Annotated in this window: 20 protein-coding genes and 1 pseudogene; 6 read left to right on the forward strand and 15 right to left on the reverse strand. The window is 68.3% G+C overall.

Annotated features, from left to right (window positions below; translation table 11 throughout):
* Positions 1–424: 424 nt before the first annotated feature.
* On the reverse strand, positions 425–1,861 hold the full coding sequence (locus ACZ56B_RS13260; RefSeq protein WP_468789343.1) for a hypothetical protein: 1,437 nt from the start codon (positions 1,859–1,861) through the stop codon (positions 425–427).
* Between the two features lie 457 nt (positions 1,862–2,318).
* Here ACZ56B_RS13260 and ACZ56B_RS13265 point away from each other — a divergent pair, with 457 nt between their 5' ends.
* Positions 2,319–3,374 (forward strand): HNH endonuclease, encoded by a 1,056-nt coding sequence (locus ACZ56B_RS13265; protein WP_468789345.1) that lies wholly within the window; start codon positions 2,319–2,321, stop codon positions 3,372–3,374.
* 99 nt (positions 3,375–3,473) lie between these two features.
* A pseudogene (locus ACZ56B_RS13270) lies at positions 3,474–3,683 on the forward strand (transposase); the annotation flags it as partial.
* Positions 3,684–3,703: 20 nt separating this feature from the next.
* Here the strand turns inward: ACZ56B_RS13270 and ACZ56B_RS13275 are convergent.
* The 6 genes from ACZ56B_RS13275 to ACZ56B_RS13300 form a co-directional block, all read right to left on the reverse strand.
* Positions 3,704–4,156: a HEPN domain-containing protein gene (locus ACZ56B_RS13275; RefSeq protein ID WP_468789347.1), complete on the reverse strand. Its 453-nt coding sequence runs from the start codon at positions 4,154–4,156 to the stop codon at positions 3,704–3,706.
* 41 nt (positions 4,157–4,197) lie between these two features.
* Positions 4,198–5,406, reverse strand: coding sequence for a DUF262 domain-containing protein (locus ACZ56B_RS13280; RefSeq protein WP_468789349.1), 1,209 nt, complete (start codon positions 5,404–5,406; stop codon positions 4,198–4,200).
* Between the two features lie 548 nt (positions 5,407–5,954).
* Positions 5,955–6,908, reverse strand: a complete 954-nt coding sequence (locus ACZ56B_RS13285; RefSeq protein WP_468789351.1) for a NaeI family type II restriction endonuclease — start codon at positions 6,906–6,908, stop codon at positions 5,955–5,957.
* A 23-nt stretch (positions 6,909–6,931) separates the two neighbouring features.
* Entirely contained in the window at positions 6,932–7,165 is a 234-nt protein-coding gene (locus ACZ56B_RS13290) for a hypothetical protein (protein ID WP_468789353.1), read from the reverse strand.
* Positions 7,166–7,572: 407 nt separating this feature from the next.
* The gene (locus ACZ56B_RS13295) at positions 7,573–7,938 is read right to left on the reverse strand and encodes a hypothetical protein (RefSeq protein ID WP_468789355.1); all 366 of its coding nucleotides are present in this window, start codon (positions 7,936–7,938) and stop codon (positions 7,573–7,575) included.
* Positions 7,938–9,920: a hypothetical protein gene (locus ACZ56B_RS13300; protein WP_468789357.1), complete on the reverse strand. Its 1,983-nt coding sequence runs from the start codon at positions 9,918–9,920 to the stop codon at positions 7,938–7,940. The genes ACZ56B_RS13295 and ACZ56B_RS13300 overlap by 1 nt, the downstream gene beginning before the upstream one ends.
* A gap of 1,630 nt (positions 9,921–11,550) precedes the next feature.
* On the opposite strand from ACZ56B_RS13300, the gene ACZ56B_RS13305 reads away from it, so the two are divergent.
* Complete coding sequence (locus ACZ56B_RS13305; RefSeq protein WP_468789359.1) at positions 11,551–12,120, forward strand: hypothetical protein; 570 nt, start codon at positions 11,551–11,553, stop codon at positions 12,118–12,120.
* Between the two features lie 584 nt (positions 12,121–12,704).
* Here the strand turns inward: ACZ56B_RS13305 and ACZ56B_RS13310 are convergent.
* The 8 genes from ACZ56B_RS13310 to ACZ56B_RS13345 all read right to left on the reverse strand — a co-directional run bounded on the left by ACZ56B_RS13310 (position 12,705) and on the right by ACZ56B_RS13345 (position 21,940).
* Positions 12,705–13,568 (reverse strand): class I SAM-dependent methyltransferase, encoded by an 864-nt coding sequence (locus ACZ56B_RS13310; RefSeq protein ID WP_468789361.1) that lies wholly within the window; start codon positions 13,566–13,568, stop codon positions 12,705–12,707.
* A gap of 235 nt (positions 13,569–13,803) precedes the next feature.
* Positions 13,804–14,085 carry a hypothetical protein gene (locus ACZ56B_RS13315; RefSeq protein ID WP_468789363.1) on the reverse strand — a complete coding sequence of 94 codons (282 nt, stop codon included), beginning with the start codon at positions 14,083–14,085 and terminating at the stop codon, positions 13,804–13,806.
* Positions 14,086–14,100: 15 nt separating this feature from the next.
* Positions 14,101–14,406: a hypothetical protein gene (locus ACZ56B_RS13320; RefSeq protein ID WP_468789365.1), complete on the reverse strand. Its 306-nt coding sequence runs from the start codon at positions 14,404–14,406 to the stop codon at positions 14,101–14,103.
* Positions 14,407–14,570: 164 nt separating this feature from the next.
* Positions 14,571–15,785, reverse strand: a complete 1,215-nt coding sequence (locus ACZ56B_RS13325; RefSeq protein WP_468789367.1) for an amidase domain-containing protein — start codon at positions 15,783–15,785, stop codon at positions 14,571–14,573.
* A 150-nt stretch (positions 15,786–15,935) separates the two neighbouring features.
* Positions 15,936–17,213 carry a polysaccharide deacetylase family protein gene (locus tag ACZ56B_RS13330; RefSeq protein WP_468789369.1) on the reverse strand — a complete coding sequence of 426 codons (1,278 nt, stop codon included), beginning with the start codon at positions 17,211–17,213 and terminating at the stop codon, positions 15,936–15,938.
* A gap of 54 nt (positions 17,214–17,267) precedes the next feature.
* Positions 17,268–19,487, reverse strand: coding sequence for a transglycosylase domain-containing protein (locus tag ACZ56B_RS13335; protein WP_468789538.1), 2,220 nt, complete (start codon positions 19,485–19,487; stop codon positions 17,268–17,270).
* A gap of 539 nt (positions 19,488–20,026) precedes the next feature.
* On the reverse strand, positions 20,027–21,031 hold the full coding sequence (gene ku / locus ACZ56B_RS13340) for a non-homologous end joining protein Ku (protein ID WP_468789371.1): 1,005 nt from the start codon (positions 21,029–21,031) through the stop codon (positions 20,027–20,029).
* 105 nt (positions 21,032–21,136) lie between these two features.
* Positions 21,137–21,940 carry a nuclease-related domain-containing protein gene (locus ACZ56B_RS13345; protein WP_468789373.1) on the reverse strand — a complete coding sequence of 268 codons (804 nt, stop codon included), beginning with the start codon at positions 21,938–21,940 and terminating at the stop codon, positions 21,137–21,139.
* A 116-nt stretch (positions 21,941–22,056) separates the two neighbouring features.
* Here ACZ56B_RS13345 and ACZ56B_RS13350 point away from each other — a divergent pair, with 116 nt between their 5' ends.
* The 3 genes from ACZ56B_RS13350 to ACZ56B_RS13360 all read left to right on the forward strand — a co-directional run bounded on the left by ACZ56B_RS13350 (position 22,057) and on the right by ACZ56B_RS13360 (position 25,468).
* Positions 22,057–22,563, forward strand: coding sequence for a protein-tyrosine phosphatase family protein (locus tag ACZ56B_RS13350; protein WP_468789375.1), 507 nt, complete (start codon positions 22,057–22,059; stop codon positions 22,561–22,563).
* 89 nt (positions 22,564–22,652) lie between these two features.
* Positions 22,653–24,014: an FtsW/RodA/SpoVE family cell cycle protein gene (locus tag ACZ56B_RS13355; RefSeq protein ID WP_468789377.1), complete on the forward strand. Its 1,362-nt coding sequence runs from the start codon at positions 22,653–22,655 to the stop codon at positions 24,012–24,014.
* Positions 24,011–25,468: a penicillin-binding transpeptidase domain-containing protein gene (locus ACZ56B_RS13360; protein WP_468789379.1), complete on the forward strand. Its 1,458-nt coding sequence runs from the start codon at positions 24,011–24,013 to the stop codon at positions 25,466–25,468. The genes ACZ56B_RS13355 and ACZ56B_RS13360 overlap by 4 nt, the downstream gene beginning before the upstream one ends.
* Positions 25,469–25,520 lie beyond the last annotated feature (52 nt).

The raw sequence follows: 25,520 nt of genomic DNA on the forward strand, positions 1-25,520 counted from the left end.
AACCGAGAGGAGGGTCGGCCGCGCCTCTCTTATACGTCCCCCCCCCCCCCCACCACCCGCCCCCCCCCCCCCCTTCCCCCCCTCCCCCCCCCCCTTCCCCCCCCCCCCCCCCCCCCCCCCGGCGGCGCGCTGCGTGCATGCGGGCGAAGGTAGGAAAAACCCTCTGTGGCTGGGGCGGTCGGCTCCACGGCTTTAGGCAGCCACTTTGGCGCGAGCCTCGAAGATCATGGCCCCAACGTCGTGCTTTAACGGGCAGGTCCACAGACTGCCCGACCCGCCGGAAGCTTACGGGGCCATGATCACTCGCCCCAAAGCAGCTCCAGCCCAAAGCCGCTCCGCCGACCTTCTGTGTGAGGCAGCACGCCAGACCGACAATCGCTAAGGCGTCCGCTGATTGTGTCCGCCGTTGATCATCTGCGGGTGTCTAAGTGTGCAGTTCCCTGAGCCGCTCATGCAGCAGCGGGTAGTCGTGCACGGGGCGGATCGGGGCAGGGTCCGGATCGTCCGGATCGATTGGGGCAGGCTTCAAAGCAGCCAAGACGTCTGCAACAATCCTTTTCAGGTCTTCATCATCGAGAGCAACGATGAATCCTCGCCCGTCCCGAGCCGTGTCCCGACAGCGGCGAAGAAAGAGATCCTTGTCCTGAAACGAGCGGCACGCGAGAATGCCAAATTCTCCACGGAACGCCGAGAAGCGCGAAGAGAGTTGATCGAGTTCTGGATTCGCTACTTCCTTCCCGTAGTTTTTGCACTCGACATATACATAGCGACTCTGAATCCTCTGACGTACAAGAAACCTGAAGAAGCCGTCCCTGGCCGTGTTCGTATAAACAATGTCGACTCGCTTACGTCCGTCATGAATCTCAAACTCCTTCTCCGACATAGACAAAGAAGGGTAAAAGATCGCACTCAGGAGCGATTCGACGGCATCGTGGTATCGGGTTGCGTCAGCCTTACCGGGCGGAACATCCAGAACGTCCTGCAGGAGTTGCTCGTAGTCAGGCAGCGGCGAATCCGCGGTGTCCGCCAGTTCCCTATGAGAGAGTGGCTGAGGTGCAACTTGCCTCTTGATATTCCTGTAATTCTCGTAAACGGACGGCCGCTTAAGTGTTTCACGGGTGACGTCAGGTTTAGTGCTGCCGTACTTCTTCTTAATCTCCTTCTTGGTTACCCGGAACTTACCGCGCGAGCGGACCGTCTCTGCAAGACCTCTACTGGCTGCCTTTTCCTCTTCTTCCTGAAGTACGGGAACCAAGTGATTTCGATAATACTCGCTACGGGACATGTGCATGGACCGACGCACAATCACCTTGGGCACCAGCAACAGCTTATTACCGTCAGGTGTCGGTAGCTCAGTGAACCCGTTTTCCCACTCCAAGCTGACAGGGTTCCAAACAGGACCGCTTACGACGCCGTCCGTCAGCGGAATACCGAAGAGTTCCGCCATCTGCTGAGTATACGTAATCAGAGGACCACGAATGATGTTTGTGGTGACATCGGAGATGATATCCATGTCAACACCCCCGATGAAGAATGCAGTATCTTCGAGGTCCTGAATCAGACCAGTTCGCGCAGCCTCACTTTTCGCCAGCTTATCCGCGAGCTCAGCACCCATTTTACTACCGAATCCCCTGCCGGCGCTTCGGCCGCGCGAAATTCCCAGGTGGGTCTCATTCGGCTCACGCAGTTGACTAAGCAGGGACACCGTGCGGCGTTTGTCGTTGGAGCGGACGGAATCGAGGACACTGTCGAAGAAAGTCTCAAGCATTCTCAGGCACTGCTTGCCCCAGTCATCTTCAAGGTACCGAATTGAGCCGGGATCCACGTACACCCGGATATCGTTGACAGTGTCCACGTCCACGAAATCCAGCGTGCCCTGAGTTCGCCCCAACGAGTAGTACTCGGAAACGCGCGTCATGACTCCCCCTGCTCAGTGAAACCTGCCACCCCTGATCATTTTCTCGCGGTCACCCTCCGCTGTAAAGCATGCGTCCGTGGGCCGCGTCCGCATGCGAGAGGCCGCCACTTGGTGATGTTAGGTGGCGCCACTGACAACACGTCACGCCACAGCCAGGCAACCGATCAGGTGTACGAATTCTGCTGCGAGTTGACGCTCTCATCAGCCACGAAGCCGAAGGCGATCAGCGTCGCCACTGTGACGGAGTCCCGCGATACGCAGCTCGCGACGATCTGCCTCACGCCACGGTTGGCCACCGATGGGAACCGTGATGAACGGCCACCGACACCAGCCCGCCAACGTACCGGGGAGTCAACAGACTTGGGAGCTGCGCTATCAGTCGCGCACGTAGGCTTGCGGGATGCGCAAAGGTGCGATCACACGTGATGCCATCCTCAAGGCCGTCGCTGAGTACGACGAGCTAGGCCGAGCGCGGTTCCTGGCCAAGTACCGCTTCAGCGAGGCCCGCTCGTACCTCCTCCTGCACGAGGGACGGGAGTACGACTCGAAGCCCATTGCCGGGGTGGCGCACAGGTGGGACCACGGCCGGGCGCTGCTGCCGGAGGAGTTCAGCGGCGGGAAGGACCACGCCGCGGCCTGGCTCAAGCGGGCCGGGTTCGAGGTCAAGTCGGTGAAGAACCCCGACTGGGCCCGCGATGAGATCATCCTGGCCTGCCACCTCGTGATGGCCAACGGGTGGAAGGGGCTGGACGCCAACGACCCGCGCGTCATCGAGCTGTCCGGCCTCCTGCAGCTCATGCCGATCCACGCCGAGGCCGACCGCAACGAGAAGTTCCGCAACCCTAACGGGGTGGCCCGCAAGACGTTCGACATCGCCACGCGCCACCCGGACTACCGGGGCAAGCCCACCAACGGCGGTGCCCTCGATGTTGAGGTGCTGCACGAGTTCCTGGCCCGGCCGGCCGAGATGACCGAGGCGGCCCAGCTCATCCGGCAGGGCGTCACCGCGGGGGACCTCCAGGCACTGCCGCTGGACGATGACGAGGACCTGGACGATTACAGCGCGCCCGAAGGCCGGTTGCTGATGAGCCGGCACAGGCGCCGGGAGCGGAACAAGGGCCTGCGGAAGAAGAAGATCGCCGCGGTCCTCAGGCAAGGCGGAACGCTGGCCTGCGAGGCGTGCGGCTTCGACTTCGAGGAGGTCTACGGCGCCCGCGGCAGCGGCTACATCGAGTGCCACCACGTCGTACCCCTGCACGAGGCTGGCGAGGGCCGGACCAAGCTCAGCGACCTTGCACTCATCTGCGCAAACTGCCACCGCATGATCCACCGCTGTGCGCCCTGGCCGACTCCGAAGGAACTGCGGCACCTCATCCAGAGTCACCGGGGCACAGTGGCGCGCATCTCCGATCAGCAGAGCGCGAAGGCCACCCGCCCTGCCACGGACGGGGGATGACTGTCTTAGAGCAGCCAACACAATGAGGTGGGCAGGCGGTGACGGCCACGTCCGGGGTAAGAGTTGAGCGTCCGCCCCTGTGTGGGGGTATCGCCGTAGATCGTGTCGGATAAGCAGTGGGACCGCTTGGAGCCGTTGCCGCGGCAGCGCGAGCGGCGCTCCCGGTGTCCCGGCCGCAAGCCGTGGCCGGGACACCGGGAGGTGCTCTGCGGGGTCCTGTATGTGCTGCGCACCGGAGTCCAGTGGGAGCATCTGCCTCAAGAGTTCGGTTTCGGCTCCGGCATGACGTGCTGGCGCAGGTTGCGGGACTCCATTGGGCCGACGTCTGCTTAATCGTCGATCATTCGTTGATGCACCCACTCATGTATGTCATCAACCAATTTCTTATACGAGGCAACGTTGGCCAGAGCGCCACCGTAACTCTTGCCGTGCGCGGTATCATTCCTGATCTTGATCAAGGTTCCCAGTGAACCGCGATTATTCTCCTTGTTCAGGAAGTCTCTCAGATCGTTGCGCCAGTCCTCACCGAATCTTTCAATGAGGTTTTCGAGTGCAGTAGGGCCGAGGTTTGGCGCGTTCCTGAACCATGACAGAGCAAACTCTCTAGCAGCCCCGCCAGAAGCGTCCGAGACATACCCGCAGATCGCTTGATACATCAGCTGCTCAAGGTAGCCTGACAGGCGGATGCACATATAGAGATGCAAGTCCTGTTGCAGGTCAAGCGGCACCTCTAAAAGAGATCTTCTGTACCGGTCATACGTAGCGTCCAGCGCAGACTTCATACGATGGATCTCGACACGGGCGGCAGCTCTGGTCGTTATCATTAGCGTCCCGTGAATGCAGAAACTGCCGCGCTCAGCCGCCCCGTCACGCTCAGTTTGTGCGAGGTGCTCTTTTGTGTCTTCTCCACATAATCGTCATTCGCCTCTAGCTCTGCCATGGCAGAGCGAACTTTGGATGCATTGATACCCGGATTCTCACGGACAGCGAGAGACAGACCGACTAGAACCGAATCAGCTCGCGCCGCGTTGATGGCTCGATTACGTTTCAACGCGCTCGCCCCCTCAGCCTCCACAAGGAGTCGGCAGGCAGCAGCAAAATCGCGCTCCTCCTCCTCGGCCCTTTCTTCGCTCATGTCCTCGTTATCGCTGAGGTACTGGCTCATGAAAGTGGCCATTGGAGCTCTGTACTGGACAGGTTCACCCTTGCGGTCAGCTTCTCCAGCGGCCACTCGCTTGAGCGCGAGATAGCGGAGAATCAGCTCCTGATCCTTAAGGTCCCTGTGTACATTCCCGAACAGCTGACGCCAATTCGGATCCCTATTTAGGCGACGCACAAGTTGAGTGGCGCCTCCCGGGAAGATGGCGACCCGAATCTGCTGTTCGTTTAGCTTAGTTCCGCCGCTGTTGATCCTCTCGAACAATGTATATACGGCAAGCTTCCCGCTTTCGCCAATAGGAAGGGCAACCGTGGCCTGAATCAAAGCGTTGTTCAGAAGACGGCGATCCGCGGGCTGGAGGGTGGCGTAGGTTTGCCCTTGGAATGGTGGAGCAGCGTAATCGAGAGCGAAGGGACGTTCACCGTTCTTCGCCTTGTACGAACCATTGAAGAAGTCCCGCAGTGTGGTGAGTCGCTGCTGCCCATCAAGTACGATGTATCGCCGATTCGGCAGTTCAACGAGGAAAATTCCCGGAACTGGATACCCCAAGAGAATGGATTCGACGAATCGATCCATCTGTCGCTTTTTCCAAACGAAGTTCCTCTGGAATCCAGCGTACCCAGTACCTGAATTCTCGGGCTCTTCAGGATCGAACCGCGGGACGATAATTTCCTTTTGCTTGAACCTGCGCACCAGACCGTCAACGTCGAAATCCACTCCAAAGTAGCGGAGTGACTCCTCCGCCGAGGGGGGGCCAACCTCAACCTCAACGTCATCCTCGTCCTCATCCTGCTCAGGATCGAGAATTACCGTTTGCTCGGCTTCTTCGTCAGAATTCGAAGTCAGATTCGAATTTTCGTCCGCGTGGCCCACTCTGTACTACCTTTCGTCGACTACTGACCTGACATCTTATTAGGTTCTGCAGGCTTTGTGTCGATCTTTCATGGACGCGGCTGCCGTCATTGCCCCAATAGTTCGCATATGTCATAGATCGTTAAGCGAAGCAGCGTTTGGCTCATTGCGCGGACGAACCGCATGCTTCTGCCTGGAGCGGAGTCGCTGAACCACGAGACAGGTACGCGCGGTGGACGTACCGTCTCGCTTAGAACTAGCCTCCACTTACTCGCACGGCGGCCGGTAGCAAGGCGTCGTGGGCTATCTGTGGACCAGAGGACACCACACGGCCGCACGGAAGAGCGTGACCTGCGGATAGGACTGGGACTCAAGGGGCCTCCGGAGCGCTGATCGGTGCCGGCTCTAAGACCGCCGGAGCTACAGCCGCCTAAGTTGCAGCCGTCAACGACCAGGTGCTCCGCAACACTCACTCAACGACTGGCACTACTAGGGCCACGAACGAGGGAGCCTAAAGTAGGTCTTTCAGCGCCAGCCTCCGGCCGGCCGCATTTCAGGCATTCGGGCCGTCACCGCTCCGGCAGCATGGGGGCCTCCACCTCCGGGTCACCATCCCGTGCCACCACCCACTTGCCGCCCTCCAGCTCCACCCACGGCACATCCGCATGCGTTGGTGTCCACGGCGTCAAACGTACGCTGACGAACTCACCTGCGTCGGGCACCGGCAGTCCCAGGTCCTTAGCCACGGCCTGGTGATTTCCGTACTGACCGAGAATTACTATGCCTTCCGGCTGAAGGGCCGAGCGGGAGCCGCCGTTGTAACGCACTCGCTTCATAGGGTCATCCTGCTGCGCCACAGTCGCTACCACGTTACGGGAAACCACACGGCCCTGGGTCCGACGGAACAACTCGTGCACCCGCTGGGTCCCATAGTCAGAGGAGAATATCGCGTCAATATCCTCATGCGAGAGACGCAGCAGGACATTGTCCGGGAGCCGCTTATTCCTGAAAAGCCAGTGGACTGCAGTCTCGCGGGCAGCCGCAGTCAGGGACCGCTTGCCGTCACGGTTGCCTTCCCTCTTAGTCAGCACTTCCTCAGTGACCCTGAAGAGCCCCGCCGACCAGATTCCAGCCTGGTCGTTCGCCCAGACTCCCAGGCAGAGATGTCCCATGGCCTCCGGAGGAATCATCCATCTTCCGATTTCCTGAGAGTATTTGCAGTCAACATCGATGCCCTCGATAGCGTAGTCCATCTTGTCACCGTCCGCGAAATCGAAAGATCGCTGGAGGTTGATCTCGACAAGGGTGCCAGCATGGGTCTTTTCAGTCTTGTGCAGCTGCTCCCAGCGAAAGCGGCCGGTGTGCTGGCCGTCAAGGAGCATGTCAAAGGTGCGGCGCAAAGCGGCGCCGAACTTTGCACCGTCTGGATCAGAAGCCAGGATGGCAGCCTTGACGACTTCCAGCTGGGGGTCGGGTGACGTGTCAGGCACAGTAGGAAACAGCGGCGGCTGGGATGCCAGCATGGCGAATACCCTTCTGACAAGGCTCAATAGGAACGCGTATAAATGGGGTGCTTTATCGACCCTGGATAGACGTCTGGGATCAGCCCGAGTTTGACTGCCCAGCAGCCTTGCGTTTCTTGCGATTGCGTCCGGTACTCGGCAACCACAGCCGATGCTCCATCAGGAGACCAGGGCGTCAGCCTGAGCAGCTCGTACGTCACCTTTGTGACGCCGCCGTTCTTCTCGACATCATGCGACTGGGCATCCTGGTGGGTCACGGCAGCTGGTTATGATGAACGCAAGGCGTTGGAAGGATCCCAACGATTTTTCCGTGAGCGGAACGGTCTCGAGGATTCCAGCTCACTATTTAAGAATTCGGGTGAGGAAAGAGCGGCGAGGAATCGGTGGCAACTGCCCATTTGAACCGGAGATCCCGAGCTGCCTGCCCTGTTGAGCCGAGACCCTTACAGTGGAGGCAGCAGCATTATTGACAACGATGAGCTGCAATACCTCTCCCCTTGTAATTCCTGTAACTACTTCACTCCCGCAGACTAAAGTGGTGAAGACTAGCGGTGTCACCTCTGAGATAATTCTCTGCTTGCCTTCTTTGTGCTAGATGAAACGAGCGCTACATCGGGCGCCGGGTGGCCTGTAATTCTGCTGCGGCCACCCGGCATTTTGTTCGCTAACCCGCTTGCGGCCAGCGTTCGCGGTCGTACGGCAGAAGCCATCCGGCGATGTCCCCACCGATGCGTCTTACTTCGGGCTCAGGCGTGTCAGACCTGAGAGGAAGGACGTACACCCCAGCCCACTTCTCCGTCTTGGGAAGGTCCGCCAGGTATTCAGCAACGTGGCTGCCGAGTCCTTGCTCGTCGCTGGGCCTGCACACGGAGCCGACGTAACAGACGGCGCCGCGGTCGTCGACCGCTACGTACACCGCGCACGAGGCGGGCGGCATGGCCTCAGGATCGGGCATCAGCCTCTCCGGCATGGGGGACAGCAGGTAAGGCTCGCACAGGTCCGCAAGCGCCGTGTAGGTGCCCTTCTTCATCAGGCGGCCTCGTCCTCGTTGTCCTCCCCCTCGGCCACGAGGGACGACGATGAGGTGCTTTGCGCCTCCACCGCCTTCTCCCACCAGTCCTGGGCTTCGGCAGCAAGGTTCTGCAGCTTGTCCATGAGGAGCCGGGCGTGGGACTTTCCTTCTCGCTCAATCAGCGGCACGCCGTCGTCGTCTACCAGCCCGGCAAGGTTGCGCATCTCCGCCTCCAGGCTGCGGAGGGCGTCCTTGGTGGCAAGCACGCCGCGCTTGTAGTGCTCGTGCACGGCCTTGTCAGGGCTCAGGGGCGGCGGAGTCTGTCCGCCCTTCGGCGCGAGTTTGGTGCGCAGGAAGTCGTTGTCGATGGGGAGGTCGTTGCCCTCGCCGTCCTTGCGCGGTTGGCCCTGGTCATCGACCTGGCGGGGCGGGAGCCCGGCCCGATCGTCTTCGATCACCTGGCGCAGGTGGCGAAGTCCCGGCTCAGTGTCGGCCAGGGCCTCCATGACAGCCCCGGCTCGACGGCGGTCACCGCCGGCCCCCACGTCATGGCGCGGCCCGCTGATGGCGTTGTGCTTAGCGAGGACGTAGGCGGCGCGTACCCACAGCTCGATACCGGCAGGCCGTTCGTCCTTGGCTTCCTCGATCTCCTTGAGAGCTGCCTGATAGAGCTGTTCGGGGGAGCGCTTGGTCGGGCGCCACGGCGTCTTCTGCAGGTCGGCGGGAAGGGCTTCCGTAAGCACCTTGCGGAAGCGGTCAAGCTCGCCGTCAGACGAAGCACCTCTCTTTTCCCTGACGATGAGCTCAACGGCCAGGGGCAGCTTGGTCTTGGTGGTGACTCGGGTGCGCTTGCGGCCAGTCGGTTCGTTGGTGAGGACCAGGGCGATCGGCTGACGGACGGCGTTGTGGATCTGCTTGTCATCGGTGGTGAACAGGTGAACCGCACGGGCCGCGCGGTCGTCTCCGAACGCAACGATCTTGCGTGCCTCAGCCTCCTTGGGGGTGAGGCGACCTCCCAGCCAGTCTGCCTCCGCATCACTGGAAATGACCCCTGCAGCGCGGGCAGAGAGCAGGCACTCTTCGGCGAGGGCGGTGTGTTTGGCTGCGTCGGTCCAGGGCTCCTTGGTGTTGAGGTGGTCCTGGGCCACACGGGCCTTAATGGCCTGCGACAGGTCCACCGCTCCGGCTACGTCCGGCACCACGCCGATGATGAGCTCGAAGTCCGTGACGGCGCAGCGGATCGCGCCCTTCTCCGTCGCGGAGATGTCCTCGGCAGGCTTGCTGACGTAGCTGTTGATCTTGTCGATGTGGGCCTGCATTGAACTGGCGTTACGAGGAAGGGAGAAGAGAACCTCGTCAGCAGTTGCGCCCACGTTGTACAGGCCGTGGCTGGTCCGACTGGAGCCCTCACGGACGAAGATGTGCGTGGTCGGTGTCTCGTCCGTGTCGTCGTAGAACACGGTCGTAGCCACGCCGATCGGCGGGTCCATGATGCCCTGTTCAGCAATGTCCGGCTGCGGACTGTTGCGGTTGCGGGTCGTCTCGATCGCCCAGTCAACCTGTTCGATAAGCGCGTCGCGGCTCTCGACGCGGATAGCCAGCTCGCCCTCACCCTCCTGTACGGCCGGCACCAGGGTGGCCGGCGGCGCGCCCTTGGCCTGGGCAAGCGCGAACTGAACATGGTCCAGGTTGCGCGGGTTGAGCGGATCGGGCACGAGCCGCGACGTGTAAACCGAGCCCGAAATCACGAGCAGGTACGCGCCCGGGATCCGACGGCGCTGGGGGTTATCCACCTGGGGTAGCACCGCAGCCGGATCGGTCCAGATCGTCGAGATTGCGCCGGCCACGCGATCCGCCATCCCCCGCTTCTTCAGGGCGGCGCGAAGGTCCTTGTGCAGGGCGGGGTCGGGAATGGGAGGAACGCGACGGAGAGGCTTGGACAGCTCGGTCCGTTCGCCGTTGACGGTCGGCTCGCCGCTGGTTGAGGGGTTGGATGCCATGAGAGGGCCTCCTTGCGGGCTCCCTGCACCGCGAGAGTCGTTCTCCCACGGTGTCACTACACGCGGGAGCCAGGCACGCCGAACACCAGCCCTCGCACCCACGCCCGCGGATCCGGCCCGCATCGGTGGGAGCGGCACGAAACGCATCCAGACTGCGCTAGTCCGGCCTCGACACTCGCGTACGAGCGGTGGGGGTGGGCCTCGCTGCACTCCACAGAAGTCGGCGCTTCGCAGGAGGGCGCAGTCACGCGTGTCTCGCGTCACTGCGCAGCAGTCTCAGCCCTCATGAAGATGCCATGCAAGTTAAATGCCGATTTTTTTAAGCTACTTGACGTATCATCAGGTCCGGGGCTATAAGCCTGTGGGCTGCCCTCAGTGCGTGGGTACGGTTCATGTGGATCGATGTGCGCGCGGCAAGGCCACCCGGATTCTGGTCGGACCTACCGGGGCGGCGGCCGCTGCCCTTCACTTAAACTGCCCGATCCCGGCCAAACTCACGTCGCTACTTCGGCAATGCCCTGCCGACGTCAGCTCCGGCCGTGGGTCCCCGTGACCCCGGTGTGCTGCACCGCGGACCATCCGTGGACTGGTAGCCCGAGCCCGAGCGGATGCACGGGCGTGAGCTGCACATACGTGAGGTACGCCAACGGCCTCCGGAGCCGTGTGCGCAGGTTCGAATCCTGCCGGGGGCACCCTGTATGAGGTGCCCAAAGACCCCGTCACCAGCGGAAACGCTGAGAGCGGGGTCTTCGCGTATGCGCAGGCGTGTGCTGACCTGAGCGGCCGTAGGTCAGGGTTCGTGGGCGAGGCTTGGATGAGGCCTTGGGCATCAGTACAGGTGAGTCGGTCCCCGGGAAGCTCGGACGTCTGGCTCGGCGGGGACCGCCGAGTGCGTCGACGCGGTTGGGTGATCGCTGCGACGATGCTTCGATATCGTCCCCCTCCTCCCTCACAGAACCGTGGTTCCGTGGCGTGGCCGCCAACACGGCTGCGCCGTCCGGCGTTCTGCGGCGTCTGCTGCACCCGGCCGCGCGCGCTGCCTGGCAGGTCCTGTGCCAGGAGCGGGCCCTTCCCGCGGACGTGGTCGACGCGGTGGTCGCGCATCCGGAACGGTCGGTCCGCCGGTTCCTCGCCCGTAATCACCACGCCACCCCGGCGCAGCGGAGCCGTTTGCTCGACGATCCCGATCCCTTCGTCCGCGCCGATCTCGCCTCCGGCCCCCGTCCGAGGTTCGGGCGGGTCGATGCGCTCCCCGACGACGTCGTCGAAATCCTGCTGACCCGGCAGGACGATCCCGACGGGGATCAGTCGGTCACGGCCGACGAGATCAGGCATGAGCTGGCGACCTCCGGGCAGATACCCAGGTCCTTCCACCGTGGGATGTGGGCTCACCGGAATCCCGAACTGCGGGTGCAGGCGGCCGGCTGGTGGGTCTGGCTCACTCCCGGGCAGCGTGACGCCCTGCTGGCCGATCCGGACCCGGACGTGCGCGACGCCGCGCGCGAACAGAGCCGCGTTCTCGATCCCGCGGCCATGGAGGCCGAGCTGCCGGAAACCGACTGCCACCACCGGGGGCTCCTGCTCACCACCTACGCCGTCTCCCGCACCGTGGCCGAGGCGTGCCTCGCCGGTGGACGGGACCTGTGGGCCCTGGCGCACAACCGTCACACGCCCGCCGACGTCGTCGCGCGTCTCGCGCGTCACCCCGATCCGCGCGCCCCCCTGCTCCGCCGGGTCGCCGCGGCCTGTCCGCGGCTTCCCCGGGAGCTGGTGCGGCGTCTGGCCGAGGACCCCGGTCCTCAGGTGCGGTACCTGCGCCTACCACCACCCGCTCGCGCCGCCCGGGACCGTCCTCGACGCCTTCGTCGCCACTGCGCGGCAGCGCCCGTACCTCCTGACGCCGTCCCGGCTGCCCCGCACCGGTCTGCGGCACCTCCTCGAGCACGCGGGCCCGGGGGTGCGCGGACTGGCCGCCGCCGATCCCACGCCGGACCGGCCGCCCGTCCACCTGCTCACCGACACGGACGCCGGCGTGCGCCGGGCTGCCGCCGCCAATCTGCTCCTGCCTCCCGGCCTGGTCGAGAGGCTTCTGGACGACCCGGAGACCGCGGAGGGGGCGGCGGCCGACCCCGGGCTGTCCGCCGAGCGCCTGCACGGACTGCTCGACCGCACCGGCCTGCCGCGCACCGCCGTGGGGTGATCCGCCGTGTCGGCCCTGTGCCAGCCACCCGGCCCCGGGGCACCCACACGTGAGACCGGAGCGCTCCGTGAAGCGTCCGCCCCCCGGAGAGGACTCCGGGGGGCGGACGCTCGCGGCACCCGGAAAGGGGCGTACACGTGGTGACGTGGTGGTCGGTCCGGGAAGCCCGGTGCCCCGGTGTGGCCGCCCGTGCCGGGGCCGGGCGGTGGCTCCGTGGGCATGGCGCAGCCTTCGCACCGCGTTCCGGCCGTGCGAAGGCTGCGGGGGCGAAAACAGTCCCCGGTAGTGCTGCACGTGTCCTGGAGCTTCAGTCGTCACCGTCGCTCCGGTATCGCGCCGGCTTGCCGGGGGCCTGAACCACATCCTGTCCGGGTCGCTCCGCCGACTGGACGTCATCGTCGACTTTGCGACTCTTCCGGTGTTATGGCCTATTCATCAGGTTAGGCAGGTTGTGCGATGAGTCAATAGCCCTTGGGAAGATTTTCCGGCACGCCCTCCGGTGCCTCCGACGGGCGGCTGTCTCGGGGTCACGTATGTCCTCGAGGCCGCGTACGCGGACGTGTCCGGCCCCGTGGCGGGACGTTCTACGGCGCGGACGCCGGGGATCCCGGCCAGGTGGCGGTCACCAGCCAGTGGTGGGCGGTGAGGCGGACGCCCTCGGGGGTCTCGTACGGGCGGAAGGCGTCGACGGCGCCCCGGCGGGCCCGGTCGACGGCCTCGGGGGCGGTGTCGCGCAGCCAGTGGCGCATCGGGCCCCAGCCGAAGAGGAAGGCGGCGGCGTCCTCCGCGTCCGCGCCCCACGTCTGCGGCACCTCGACCGGCTCGGCGGTGATCTCGTCGAAGCCGGCGTCGCGCAGGACGCGGGTGGGGCGGGCGGGGTCCGCGAAGGAGGCGGGGCCGGTCTCCGCCTCCTTCGTCAGGTCGGGCAGGGGCACGTGCGCGGCGACGGCCGCGAAGATCACCGACTGGTCCATCCGGTCGAAGGACTGCGGGCAGACGAAGGCGAGCCGGCCGCCCGGCCGCAGGGCGCGTCCGATGTTCGCGAACGCGGCGACCGGGTCGGCGAAGAACATGACCCCGAAGCGGCTCAGGGCGACGTCGAAGGCGGCCGGCTCGAACGGGTGCACCTGGGCGTCGGCCCGGAGGTGGGTGACGTTGTCGAGGTGTTCCGCGGCGGCGCTCGCGCGGGCCCGTTCCAGCATGGGGGCGGACAGGTCGACGCCGACGGCGCGGTGCGCGGTGCGGGCGGCCAGGCGGGTCAGGCGCCCGTTGCCGCAGCCGATGTCCAGGACCGCGTCCGTGGGCCGGAGGCGGGCGGCCTCCAGGAGCGGGGCGTTGGCGGGGTCGTTGAGGGCGTCGTAGCGCGCCTGGTGGTCGGCCCAGTGCCGGCCCTCGTAGCCGTTCCACGCCTCGGACTGATGGGTGTTCGCGATCCGGTTCTCGGCCATGCGTCCCATGGTGCCGTACGGGTCGCACCCGGGGGCCGGGCGATCCTGCCGGTCCCTGCCGGTCCTGTCCGTCCGCGCCGGTTCTGTCGGCCCGCTCCGGTCCGCGCCGGTCTGTCGGTCCCTGCCGGTCTGTCGCGGTCCGTGCCGGTTCGCCTCGCGCCGTCGGTCACGGTGTCGGCCGTTCCGCCGGCTGCTCCGCCGGGGTTCCGGCCCGCGCCTGCGGGAGGGGCGCGCCTCAGCGCACGGTCCGGGCTGCCACGAGGGCCCGCTGGACGTCGCCCACCAGGTTCCGGAGGCGTCCGGGGCGCACGTCCTCGTGGTCCAGCCACTCGTCGAAGCGGGGGCGCAGGTACGTCGCCGTCCTCACCCCGTGGCGGCGCAGCACCGAGCGTCTGACCGAGATCTCCTCCTGCACCTCTCTGCGGAGGTCGTCGGTCCAGCCCTGGGCACGGTCGTCCTCCCCCAGCGGGGCCTTGAGGGCGGCCACCGCCTCATCGAGGAGCGGGAGCAGGTCCACGGGGTCCTCCACGGGTCACAGGGCGCGGCCCTCGGGAGCCTTCCGGGGGGCGGGACGGACGGTCCCGTGCCGGTGGCGCCGGGCGCGGATCTCCCCGAGCGACAGGAGGAGGGCGGCCAGGTTGAGGGGGAAGGCGACCGCGTCGGCCACCTGGGGGATGTCGACGGAGCGCAGCAGGCTCGCTCCGGTGGCGGCCAGGAGGAGGGAGAGAGGCAGGAGCCTGCGCCACCCGGGCAGGTCCCGCATCCGGGCGACGGTGACGGTGCACCACAGGGTGAGGCAGAAGAGGGTGATCCCGAGGGCGGCGACCGCGAGCAGCATGCGGGGAATCTCCAGGGGGTTCGGGAGGGCGGGGGCCCGGGAGTACCGGGGGGCGGGGGCTCGGGGGGCGGGGCTCGGGAGCACGGGGGTGCGGACGCGGGGCCCCGCCTTCCCCGCCCGGAGGAAGCGGGCGGGGAAGGCGGGGCCGGCCTCGGTGGTGCGGGTCAGGTGCGGTAGGCGTAGTACGCGGCGTTCGGGTACGACGCGATGATGCTCGCCACCGACCGGCGGTAGGTGTTGGTGGAGTGGTACGTCAGGTACGGCACGCCCTGCGGGCTGCGGTACGTGACGATCATCGTGTGGTCCTTGGACCCGTCCCGGTCGAAGTCCACCTGGAGCACGTCGCCGACGTCCATCTGGTAGACGTTGGCGAGGCTGGTGACGCGCTTGGAGTTCAGGCCGAACCAGGACCACTCGTTCACGCCGACGAAGGAGTGCGACTGGATCTCGGCGTTGCCGAACCACCGGGTGTAGTCGTACACGTAGCCGGGCACGTGCTTCCAGCCGCCCGCCTTCAGGGCCTGGCTGACGAAGTTGGTGCAGTCGCCGCCCGCGCCCCGCCCGTCGAAGCTCGGGTAGTCCGGGTTGTAGTCGCGCCAGTGCTTCTCCGCGTAGGCGGCCATCGCCTTGTAGTCGTACTCGCCGCCCGTGAGGTTCTTCGGGGCGGCCGGCGCGGGCTGGGTGATGGCCGCCCGCGGGGACGACGGCGTGGTGTTGGTGGCGGCGGTGGTGGACGCGGAGGCGGTGGGCGTGGGGGTGGGCGTCGGCGTGGCCCCGACCGTCGGCTGCTCGGGCCGGTTGACCGCGAGCTGGTCGTCGCCGGCCTCGCGGATGCCGGTCAGGCGCCAGTTGCCGCGCCGGTCGGCCCGGAAGGTCAGTTCGTGGTTCGCCTGGAACCCGGTCGTCTTCGGCTCGTCGCCGCGGACCTTCTTGTACGTCAGCGTCGTGGTCTCGGTGACCGTGACGACGGCCTTGCGGCCGTCGACGCGGGTGCGGTTCAGGGTGACCGTGGTGTCGGCCGCGCTGTACTTCTCCCCGTGCTTCGCGAGCCGGTTCCTGCGGTCTCCGAGCCGGTCCAGGGCCCTGTCCTCGGTGCGGACGGCGTCGGAGGAGAGCGCGACCCTGCCGGAGAAGCCGTTGGTCAGCGGCTGCTTCCCCGTGCGGCCCTTGTCGACCAGCGCGTTGGTGCGGTCGGTGAAGACCGCGTCGGCCAGCCGTTGGAACGTGGCCTTGGTCCTGGCGTCCACCTCGGGCTCCGCCGCGGTGGACGCGCCCGCGCTCCAGTTGGGCAGCAGCGCCACGCCCGCGACGACCGAAGCGGAGGCCGCCGTGAGGATCGTCGCGCGACGCCGCGTACGGCTCAATTTTCTTGATTTCACTGGTGTTTCCCCTCTTTCCTCAGCGGCTGGATGCCGAGGTAAGCGGAGTCTCGCATGCCGTGTGTGGCTGTTGTGAAGGGGGTTGTGCCTCCGGCCGGGCGGGAGTTACGGGAACGTCATCACCCGCCGCTCCGGGACCCGCCGGGAGGGTCACTTCACGACCGTGGACCAGTCCGGGGACTGCGCGGGGTCCAGGGTGCGCAGCCGCTCCAGCGTGGCCGGCTTCTGGACGTCCATCCAGTCGGCGAGCTCCCGGAAGGAGACGCACTGGACGTCCTTCCTCGGGCACACGCTCTTGATGACCTCGTCGACGGCCTTCATGTAGATGCCGCCGTTCCACTGCTCGAAGTGGTTGCCGATGAACAGCGGGGCGCGGCTGCCGTAGTAGACGCGGTTGAACCCGTTCATGTAGGTGTTCACGGTCTGCTGCTGCCACTGCGGGTACATGGCCGGGTCGCCCTCGGTCTCGCCGCCGGACTGGTTGTAGAGGAAGTTGAAGTCCATGGACAGGCCCTGGTACTTGCCGCCCTCGTACGGGAGCATCTGCAGCGGGAAGTCCCAGATGCCGTCCTTCTTCCTCGGCCAGATCTGGAAGTCGCCGGCGGAGCTGGCGTCGTAGCGCCAGCCGTAGTCCTTGGCCGCCTTCAGCAGGTTGGCCTGGCCCTCCAGGCAGGGGGCGCGGCCGCCGGTGACCTCCTTCCTGATGTCGAAGGGCAGCGGGTCGAGGTCGGTGTAACCGGTGTTGGTCTTCCACTTCTCCACGAACCCGTAGAACTGGTCGATCTCGCTCTTCCACTCCTCGACGCTCCAGTAGCCGCCGCCCTTCTCACCGCAGAAGTGGCCGTTGAAGTGGGTGCCGATCTCGTGGCCGTCCTTCCAGGCCCCGGCGAGCTGCTCCAGGGTGGTGCGGATGTGCTCGTCGGTGGGGAAGCTGATCGCCGCGCTGCCCTGGGGGTGCTGCGGCGGGGAGTAGAGCTCCTTCTTGCTCTTGGGCACCAGGTAGATGCCGGTCAGGAAGAAGGTCATGTGGGCGTCGTACTTCTCGGCCATCTCCCGGTAGTGGGCGAAGAGGTTGTCGTCGCCCTGGAGGGCGCCGTCCCAGGAGAAGACCACGAACTGGGGCGGTTTCTCACCGGGCTTGAGCGGCTTCGGCTCCAGCTGGTCCTTCTGGGGGCCGGTGTAGGAGGTCGAGCCGTCGCCGAGCACCTTCGTCTTCCCGTCCCACTCCGGCTCCTCGGTCGCGCGCGAGGCCGGCTGGTCCGCCCCGTCCTTCGCCGTCGCGGCGGTGCTGTCGGTGCGGGAGAGCACCAGGTAGCCGGCGACGAGGGAGCTGACGACGAGGAACGCCGCCAGGGTGAGGAACCCCAGGCGGGCGGTGGGGCGGCGGGTTTCGCGGGCCTTGCGGCGGCGGCCCGACGGCTGTTTCATCTGCGGCTCAATCTTTCGGGGACAGGGGATCGGGCGTGCCGGTCGCGCCGGTGGTCAGCCGAGCGGACGCATGGCACGTGACCAGATGCCGTACGGGACGCTGTCGGCGGCCGTGCCGTCCAGTCCCTCCAGCGGCAGGGGTTCGAGGCTCTTGCCCAGGTCGATGCGGTAGACGACGACCGCGGTGGACACCTTCTTCGCCGTGCCGACGTACCAGGCGGCGACGGAGTCCTCGGTGGTGCCGGCCTTCCCGGCGACGTCCGCGGAGGCGGGCGCGGCGTCCGGGTGGGCCGCGCGGAAGGCGTCGGCGAGCGCGGCCTGGACCTCGCGGGCGGTGTCGGCGCCCATCGCGCGGCGGGCGGGCGGCTCGGCGAGGTCGACCTTGTGGCCGTTGTGGGTGATCCGCCGCACCGAGTAGGGCTCGGTGTGCACCCCGTCGGCGGCGAAGGTGGCGTAGCCGCTGGCCATGCGGATGGCGCTGGGCGTGGAGCTGCCGGTGGACAGGTCCGGCACCCGGGCGCCGATGCTGGAGGGCAGCAGTCCGGCGGCCACGGCGGTGGCGCGCACCTTGTCCAGCCCGGTGTCCATGCCGAGCTGCATGAACGGGGTGTTGACGGACAGGGCGAGCGCCCGGCGCAGGGAGATCTGCCCGTAGGACTTGCCGCCGTCGTTGCGTGCGGCGACCTTGCGGCCGCTGCGGTCCCAGTAGGGGCCCTCGGGCGTGGTGACGGGCACGCCGTCGTCGCCGTTGTACACGCTCTCCCCGGTCACCGGTGTGCGTTCGCCGTCGCGCGTCTTGCGCACGCCGTGCTCCAGTCCGGCCGCGTACACGAACGGCAGGAACGCCGAACCCGCGGGCACGGTGGTCGCGTTGGACTCGTTGTAGCCCTGCTTGCGGTGGTCGGGGCCGCCGTAGACGGCGAGGATCCGGCCGTCGGCGGCGACGGAGGCGGCGCCGTAGTGGGCGGTCCTGGCAGCCTTCGGGTGGTCCTTCTGCGCCTGCTTGCGGGCCTTGGTGACGGCGTCGGTGAGCTGGGCCATGCGCTTCTTGTCGAACGTGGTGTGGATCTCGTAGCCGCCGAGGTCGAACTCCCGGTCGGAGATGCCGGCGTTCTTCTTGGCGTACTGGGCGACGAGTTCCACCAGGTAGTCGCTCTGCTCACCGGTGTTGTACAGCGGGTTGCTCTTCAGCGGCTCGGGGAAGGTCCGGTACCCGGCGCGTTCCTGCGGCGACAGCTCGCCGATCTCCACCATGCGGTCGAGGATCCACGTCCAGCGCTCCACGGCCCGCTCGCGGTTGGCCGCGCCGAGCGTGGGGTCGAACAGGCCCGCGCCCTTCAGCAGGGAGGCGAGGAAGGCGGCCTCGCTGACGTTGAGCTTGCTGACGTCCTTGCCGTAGTAGGCCTGGGCGGCGCGGTGGATCCCGTAGGTGCCGCGGCCGTACCAGCTGGTGTTGAGGTAGCCCTCCAGGATCTCGTCCTTGCTCATCTCGTTGTCGAGCTTGAGGGCGATCATCGCCTCCTTGAACTTGCGGCTGAGCGTCTGGTCCTGGTCGAGGTAGACGTTCTTGACGTACTGCTGGGTGATGGTCGAGCCGCCCTGGGTCTCGCCCTTGCCGAGGGTGCGGAACAGGGCGCGGCCGAGGCCCTCGACGGAGATGCCGGGGTCGCTGTAGAAGCTCGCGTTCTCGGCGGCGAGCACGGCGGAGCGGACGTGTTCGGGGATGTCCTCGAGCGGCATCGCCTGCCGCTGCACCCAGCCGGTGCGGGCCATCGGGGTGCCGTCGGCCCAGAAGTACACGTTGTCCTGCTGGGTGGCGTGGGTGTTGAGGTCCTGCGGGATGTCCGTGGCGGCGTAGGCGACCACCAGGAAGAGCGTGCTCAGGCCGAAGGAGGCGAGGAAGCCGCCGAGCGTCTGGCGCCAGGAGGGGACCCAGCGGCGCCATCCGGTGCGGCCCGGCCGGGGGTAGTGCGGGCGCAGCCGGCGGGCACGGGGACCGAGCCAGGCGGCGACGGGGCCGAGGACGGGGGCCAGCCGGGGGCCGAGGGCCGCGGCGAGGCGGGCGGCGGGGGAAGGGCGGGGGGCTTTGCGGCGACGGCGGGAAGGGGCGCCGGACGTGGCGGAAGGGGTGTCGGGCGCCGCCGGTTCCTCCGGCCCGGCGGCTGCGGCGGAGCCGGCGGGTGCGCCGAAGCCGTCCGGTACGCCCCCCTCGGGGACGCGCAGTTGCATGGTCTCGTCCGCCGCCGCCCGGGGCGGCGGTACCTGCAACTGCATGGTGGTGTCCGGCTCGAGAGGCACCTCGTCGCCACCCTGATCACGTTCCCCCCGCCCCGATCGGGCCACGCCTGTGTCTCCCTCCGCGCTGTTCACACAAACGTACGAGAGTAGATGGTGATGGCCTCAACGGCGGCCGTAACCCCCGACTCTCCCCCACCCCACAGGCCTCGCAGTACTCTAAAATTACTGGAACTCTCCGCAAAGTCCCCACAGAGATTCGGGCAGAAGCGCCGGATCCAGCAACGATGGCGTGCCGTACGGCCCTTCGGGGACGGCCCGGATGCTGGAGGCGCAGCAACCGGGGCGCGTGGAAGCACGGACGGCGCGCGGGGGCACGGTGGTCGCGACGAGCGCCGCCCTCCCGGTGTCCGCCGCCCCGGCACCCGCCGCCCGTCGGGGCCCGCGGCGGAGGCGGGAGGCCGCCCCCTTCGCCGGGCCCTCTTCGCCTTCTTCGCGGGCCGCGGGGCCGCGGGAGCCTCACCTCAGCCTTCAGGGACCTTCTTCGCGAGGCCAGCGGGCGCGGGGGTCGCGGGATCTCAGGGGGCCTTCCTGGCCGCGCTCCTCGCGGTCGCCTTCCTCGCGGTCGCCTTCTTCGCGGCCGTCTTCCTCGCGTCGCGTCCCGTCTCGGCGGACGGCTTCCCCGCCGCCGGCCTCTTCGCCGTGGGTGCCGGCGTCCCGCCGCCGGTCTCCTCGGGGGCCGCGCGGGGCGCCCCGCGCGGCGACGGCCGCCCGGGCCCGGACCGGGCCGGCCCGTCCGCCTTCCCGCCGCGGGACTCGCGGAGCGCCTGGACGCTCCGCTCCAGGGCCGTCACCAGGTCCAGCACCCTGCCGGGGCGCTCCGGCTCGGGCGGCTCGGGCAGGGCCTCGCCGGAGATCTTGGCGGCGACGACCTCCTCCACCGCCTCGCGGTACTCGTCGCGCAGGTCCTCCAGGCCCACCTCGCTGAGGGCGTCCATCAGGTCGCCCGCGAGGTCCAGCTCCCGGTCGGGGACGACGACGTCCGCGTCGGGGGCGAGCCCTTCGGGCCCGCGGACCTCGTCCGGCCAGAGCAGGCTGTGCAGGGCGATCGCGTCGCCGACCACGCGGAGCATGCCCAGGCGTTCGCGGCCCCGCAGCGCGAACTTCGCGACGGCCACCCTGTTGCTGCGCTTCAGGGCCTCCCGCAGGAGCGCGTACGGCCGGGCGGCCGGCGCCCTGCCCGCCGCCAGGTAGTACGCGGCCCCCATCTGGAGCGGGTCGATCCGGTCCTCGGGGACGAAGGTGACGATCTCGATGGTCTTGGTGGTGGGGATCGGCAGGTGGGCCAGGTCCTCGTCGGTGATCGGGATGATCGTGCCGTCCGCCTCCTCGTACCCCCTGCTGATCTCCTGCGCGGTGACCTCGCGGTCCTCCAGCTCGCAGAACTTGCGGTGGCGGATCCGGCCGCCGTCCTCGGTGTGGATCTCGCGGAAGGGGACCGCGCGGCTCTCGGTGGCGTTCACGAGCTTGATCGGGATCCTGACCAGGCCGAACGAGATCACGCCGTTCCAGATGGACCTCACGTGCAGCACCCTTCCGGTCGTCCGCCGGTCACTGCCGCCAGTTTGTCCTACTTTATAAAGATTTTCATCGTGGGCGCCCGCCACCGGGCCGGAGGGGGCGACGACTCACACCCGCGTCCAGGTGTTCCGGTCCCGGGCGGTCGCGTACAGGGCCTCCACGTCGGCCGGCTTCAGCACGCCGCCGAGGCGAACCAGGCCCGCCACCTCCCCGTCCGTCAGAACTCGCACCTCGCGCGGCGGGGCGGGGACCGACACCTGCGACGCGCCGACCAGGACCAGCGCCGGGCGGACCTCGGCCGTCAGGGCGTGGGCGGCGCGCCCCGCGTCGGACCGCAGGCGGTCCAGGAGCGGCCGCAGCGCGTGGCGGCCCAGTCCGACCAGGGGGTCGGCGACCGTCACCCGCTGCCCGTGGGCGTACAGGGCGTGGACGGCGTACAGGCCGCCGGGGCCGACGAGCAGGTGGTGGATGCGGTCGCCGCCGGGGAGCGGGACCGAGTGCAGGGCGCGCCATCCCGCGCCGTCCATGCGGTCCAGGGCCTCGCCGACCGCCTGCTCCGCCGTGAGCGCCCTGCGGCGCGGGTCGGGGCGGAAGAGGCGGGTGGGGCCGGGGTCGCGGTCGAGGGCGACCAGCAGCGCCTCGCCGGGCCGGTTCGGCGCGAGGTCGTCGTCGGGGTGCAGGCACAGGCGCGCCAGGTCGGCGGGGGCCGGGACCGGGGGCGGGCCGACCGTGACCGGACCGGTCAGGAAGGGGCCCAGCGCCCGGAGGACGTCTTCCTCGTGGTCCGCGCCGAGCAGGTTGACGCGGGCCGCCTCCCGGTCGTACCAGGCGATGTTCCTGCCGTCCGGGAGGCAGACGTACAGCCGTTCCCGGCCGTGCCGCCAGGCCGGTACGACGCGCAGTCCGTCCATGCAGCATCACCCCACGACCATGGGAACAAGGCGGGGGCACCGAGGCAAGAAATGGGGAGAACCGGCTACCGTGGAGGAGCCGGACAGACCCACGAGCGGGATGCCGGGAGGCGCCGTTGCGTACCCGCGGGAAGCAGTCCGACGTGCCGGCCCCGGACAGCCCCTGGAACGAGATCGTGCCCGGCCTGTGGATGGGCGGACACGAGTTCCGGGGCCCTTCCGGGGGGCTGGAGTTCGCGGTGGTGGGCCGGGAGTTCGACCTCGTGCAGACGCTGCTGCGGCTGCCCGGGCACGGGCCCGGCCCGGGGGTGGAGCACCAGGTGTGGCCGATTCCCGACGGTCCCCTCGACGAGACGCAGCTCGCGGGCGTCGCCCGGCTGGCCGAGGCGGCGTTCGAGGCGCTGGACGACGGCCGTACGGTCCTCGTCCGCTGTTACCACGGGTACAACCGCTCCGGTCTGGTCGTCGGGCATGTGCTGATGCGCCGGGGCGGCACCGCCGAGGCGGCGATCCGGCTGATCCGGGCCCGGCGCTCCTCCTGGGCCCTGCACAACGAGCTGTTCGTCGCCTACCTGCGGGCGGGGCTCGCCCCGGCCCGGCCGCCGGGGGAGCCGGCGGAATAGGGGGACGGCGGCCCGCCCCGGCGGCACCGCGCCACGCTGGTACCGAGGAGCGAAGCACACAAGGCATCACATTTGGATAAGTTCCGGACATGAGCAAGGCCGGAATCATCCTGGCGACGGCGGATCCGCCCGCGCCCACCGTCCGCCTCCCCGGACGCCGTGGCATCGAGCTCACCCTGATCGTCCTGGCCGTCCTGCTGTCGGTGTACGGGTACTGCGCCGTCGGCCTGGCCAGGAACGGTTCGGTCCCGCCCGGCGCCGCCGGCTACGGGGCCGGGCTCGGCGTGCTCGCCCTGGTCGCGCACCTGGCGGTGCGCTGGCGGGCCCCGCACGCCGACCCGCTGCCGCTCCCCATCGGCGTCCTGCTCAACGGTCTCGGCCTGGTGCTGATCTACCGGCTCGACCTGGAGACGCCGGACGCCCCGGCGGCGCCCACCCAGCTGGTCTGGTCGGCCCTGGGCGTGGCGCTGTTCACCGTGGTGGTGCTGGTGCTGCGCGACCACCGGCCCCTCCAGCGCCACACCCGCGCCTGCGCCGCCGCCGCGCTGGTCCTGCTGACGGCCCCGATCCTCTTCCCGGCGGTGAACGGGGCCCGGATCTGGATCCGGGTCGCCGGGTTCTCCCTCCAGCCGGGCGAGTTCGCGAAGGTGCTGCTGGCGGTCTTCTTCGCCGCGTACCTCGCCGCGAACCGGAGCGCCCTCACCTACTCCGGCCGCCGTCTCTGGGGACTGCAGCTGCCCACCGGGCGGGTGCTCGGCCCGATCGTCGCCGTCTGGCTGATCAGCGTGGGCGTGCTGGTGCTGGAGCGGGACCTCGGCACCTCGATGCTGTTCTTCGGCCTGTTCGTGGTGCTGCTGTACGTCGCCACCGGCCGCACCGGCTGGATCGCCGTCGGCCTGCTGCTGGCCTCGCTGGGGGCGGTGGCCGTGGGCCGGCTGGAGCCGCACGTGCACCACCGGATCGAGACCTGGCTGCACCCGTTCGCCTCCATCGAGGCAGGCGAGGGCGCGAACCAGCTCGCCCAGTCCCTGTTCGCCTTCGCGGAGGGCGGGACCCTCGGCACCGGGCTCGGACTCGGGCACTCCGTGCTCATCGGCTTCGCGGTCAAGTCCGACTTCATCCTGGCGACGGCCGGCGAGGAGCTGGGCCTGGCCGGACTGTCCGCGATCTTCCTGCTCTACGGGCTGCTGGTGGAACGCGGCTACCGGACGGGGCTCGCCCTGCGCGACCCGTTCGGCCGGCTGCTCGCCGTGGGCCTCGCCTCCCTCGTGGCGCTCCAGGTGTTCGTGATCGCGGGCGGGGTGACCGGGCTGATCCCGCTGACCGGGATGGCGATGCCGTTCCTGGCGCAGGGCGGCTCGTCGGTGGTGACCAACTGGACGATCGTGGCGCTGCTGGTCCGGCTGAGCGACTCGGCGTGCCGCCGGGCGGGCGGGGGTGCCGTCCGGTGACGCGGCACATCCGGCGCGCCCGCCTCTTCTGCGCCCTGCTGCTGGCGGCCCTGCTGGTGAACGCGGCCCGCGTGCAGGTCCTGCGGGCCGACGCCTACGACGACAACCCGGCCAACCGCCGCGAGGCCATCGCCCGCTACCGGCAGCCGCGCGGCGACATCCTGGTCGCCGGCCGCCCGGTCACCGGCTCGCGGGACACCGGGGAGTACCTGCGCTACGAACGGACGTACAGCGACGGGCCGTTGTACGCGCCGGTGACCGGCTTCGCCTCGCAGGCGTACGGGACGACACTGCTGGAGCACGCGGAGGACGGGCTGCTGTCCGGCTCCGACCCGGTGCTCGCCCCGCTGCCGCTGTGGAACGACTTCACGCGCTCCCGCAACGCGGGCGGCGACGTCGCGACCACGATCGACCCGGCGGCGCAGCGCGCGGCGTACGAGGGGCTGCGCTCGCTCAAGGGGGCGGTGGCGGCGGTGGAGCCGTCGACCGGCCGGATCCTGGCGCTGGTGTCGGTCCCCTCGTACGACCCCGGGCTGCTGTCGGGGAACGGCAGGACGGCGCGGGACGCCTGGACGCGGCTGAACGCCGACCCCGACCGGCCGATGCTGAACCGGGCGGTGCAGCGGACGTACCCGCCGGGGTCGACGTTCAAGGTGGTGACGGCGGCGGCGGCGCTGGACGCGGGCGTGGTGACCGACCTGGACGAGCCGACCGACTCCCCCGACCCGTACCGCCTGCCGGGCACGACGACACGGCTCACCAACGGGTCCGAGGGCTGCGCGGACGCCTCGGTGCGGGAGGCGTTCACCCTGTCCTGCAACACCGTGTTCGCCAAGCTGGGCGTGGAGACGGGTGTGGCGGACATGACGGCCGCGGCGCAGGCCTTCGGCTTCGACGACGGGGAGGTGCGGGTCCCGTTCCGGGTGGCGCGGAGCACCTTCGACACCACGGTGGACCGGGCGCAGCTCGCGCTGGCGTCGATCGGGCAGTACAACACCCGGGCCACACCGCTGCAGATGGCGGTGGTGGCGGCCGCCGTCGCGAGCGGGGGGCAGCTGCGGGAGCCGTACCTGGTGGAGCGGACGACCCGGGCGGGCGGCGGCACGGTGTCGGCGTCCGGCTCCCGCCCGGCGCGGCGGGCGATGCACCCGTCGACGGCGCTGCGGATGCGGGAGCTGATGCGGGACGTGGTGGAGAAGGGCACCGGCGCGAACGCCGCGATCCCCGGCGCCGTGGTCGGCGGCAAGACCGGTACCGCCCAGCACGGCCTGGGCAACTCCGGGACCCCGTACGCCTGGTTCGTCGCCTGGGCGCAGGGCCGCGAGGACATGGAGGCGAAGGTGGCGGTCGCGGTGGTGGTCGAGGACGCGGCGGCGGACCGGGGGGAGATCAGCGGGGGCGGGACGGCGGCCCCGATCGCGCGGGCGGTGATGGAGGCGGTGCTCAACTCATAAACCCCTGGAGGGAATTGCTTCCCAGGTGCTGAGACGGGGCTACCGGACCCCC

The sequence above is a fragment of the Streptomyces sp. NPDC034670 genome, from assembly GCF_055574875.1.

Excerpts from the sequence above, each read along its gene's own strand:
- ACZ56B_RS13265 (WP_468789345.1), top strand. The coding sequence starts at position 2,319 with ATGCGCAAAGGTGCGATCACACGTGATGCCATCCTCAAGGCCGTCGCT.
- ACZ56B_RS13275 (WP_468789347.1), bottom strand. The coding sequence starts at position 4,156 with ATGAAGTCTGCGCTGGACGCTACGTATGACCGGTACAGAAGATCTCTT.
- ACZ56B_RS13285 (WP_468789351.1), bottom strand. The coding sequence starts at position 6,908 with ATGCTGGCATCCCAGCCGCCGCTGTTTCCTACTGTGCCTGACACGTCA.
- ACZ56B_RS13295 (WP_468789355.1), bottom strand. The coding sequence starts at position 7,938 with ATGAAGAAGGGCACCTACACGGCGCTTGCGGACCTGTGCGAGCCTTAC.
- ACZ56B_RS13300 (WP_468789357.1), bottom strand. The coding sequence starts at position 9,920 with ATGGCATCCAACCCCTCAACCAGCGGCGAGCCGACCGTCAACGGCGAA.
- ACZ56B_RS13310 (WP_468789361.1), bottom strand. The coding sequence starts at position 13,568 with ATGGCCGAGAACCGGATCGCGAACACCCATCAGTCCGAGGCGTGGAAC.
- ACZ56B_RS13320 (WP_468789365.1), bottom strand. The coding sequence starts at position 14,406 with ATGCTGCTCGCGGTCGCCGCCCTCGGGATCACCCTCTTCTGCCTCACC.
- ACZ56B_RS13330 (WP_468789369.1), bottom strand. The coding sequence starts at position 17,213 with ATGAAACAGCCGTCGGGCCGCCGCCGCAAGGCCCGCGAAACCCGCCGC.
- ACZ56B_RS13335 (WP_468789538.1), bottom strand. The coding sequence starts at position 19,487 with ATGCAGTTGCAGGTACCGCCGCCCCGGGCGGCGGCGGACGAGACCATG.
- ACZ56B_RS13345 (WP_468789373.1), bottom strand. The coding sequence starts at position 21,940 with ATGGACGGACTGCGCGTCGTACCGGCCTGGCGGCACGGCCGGGAACGG.
- ACZ56B_RS13355 (WP_468789377.1), top strand. The coding sequence starts at position 22,653 with ATGAGCAAGGCCGGAATCATCCTGGCGACGGCGGATCCGCCCGCGCCC.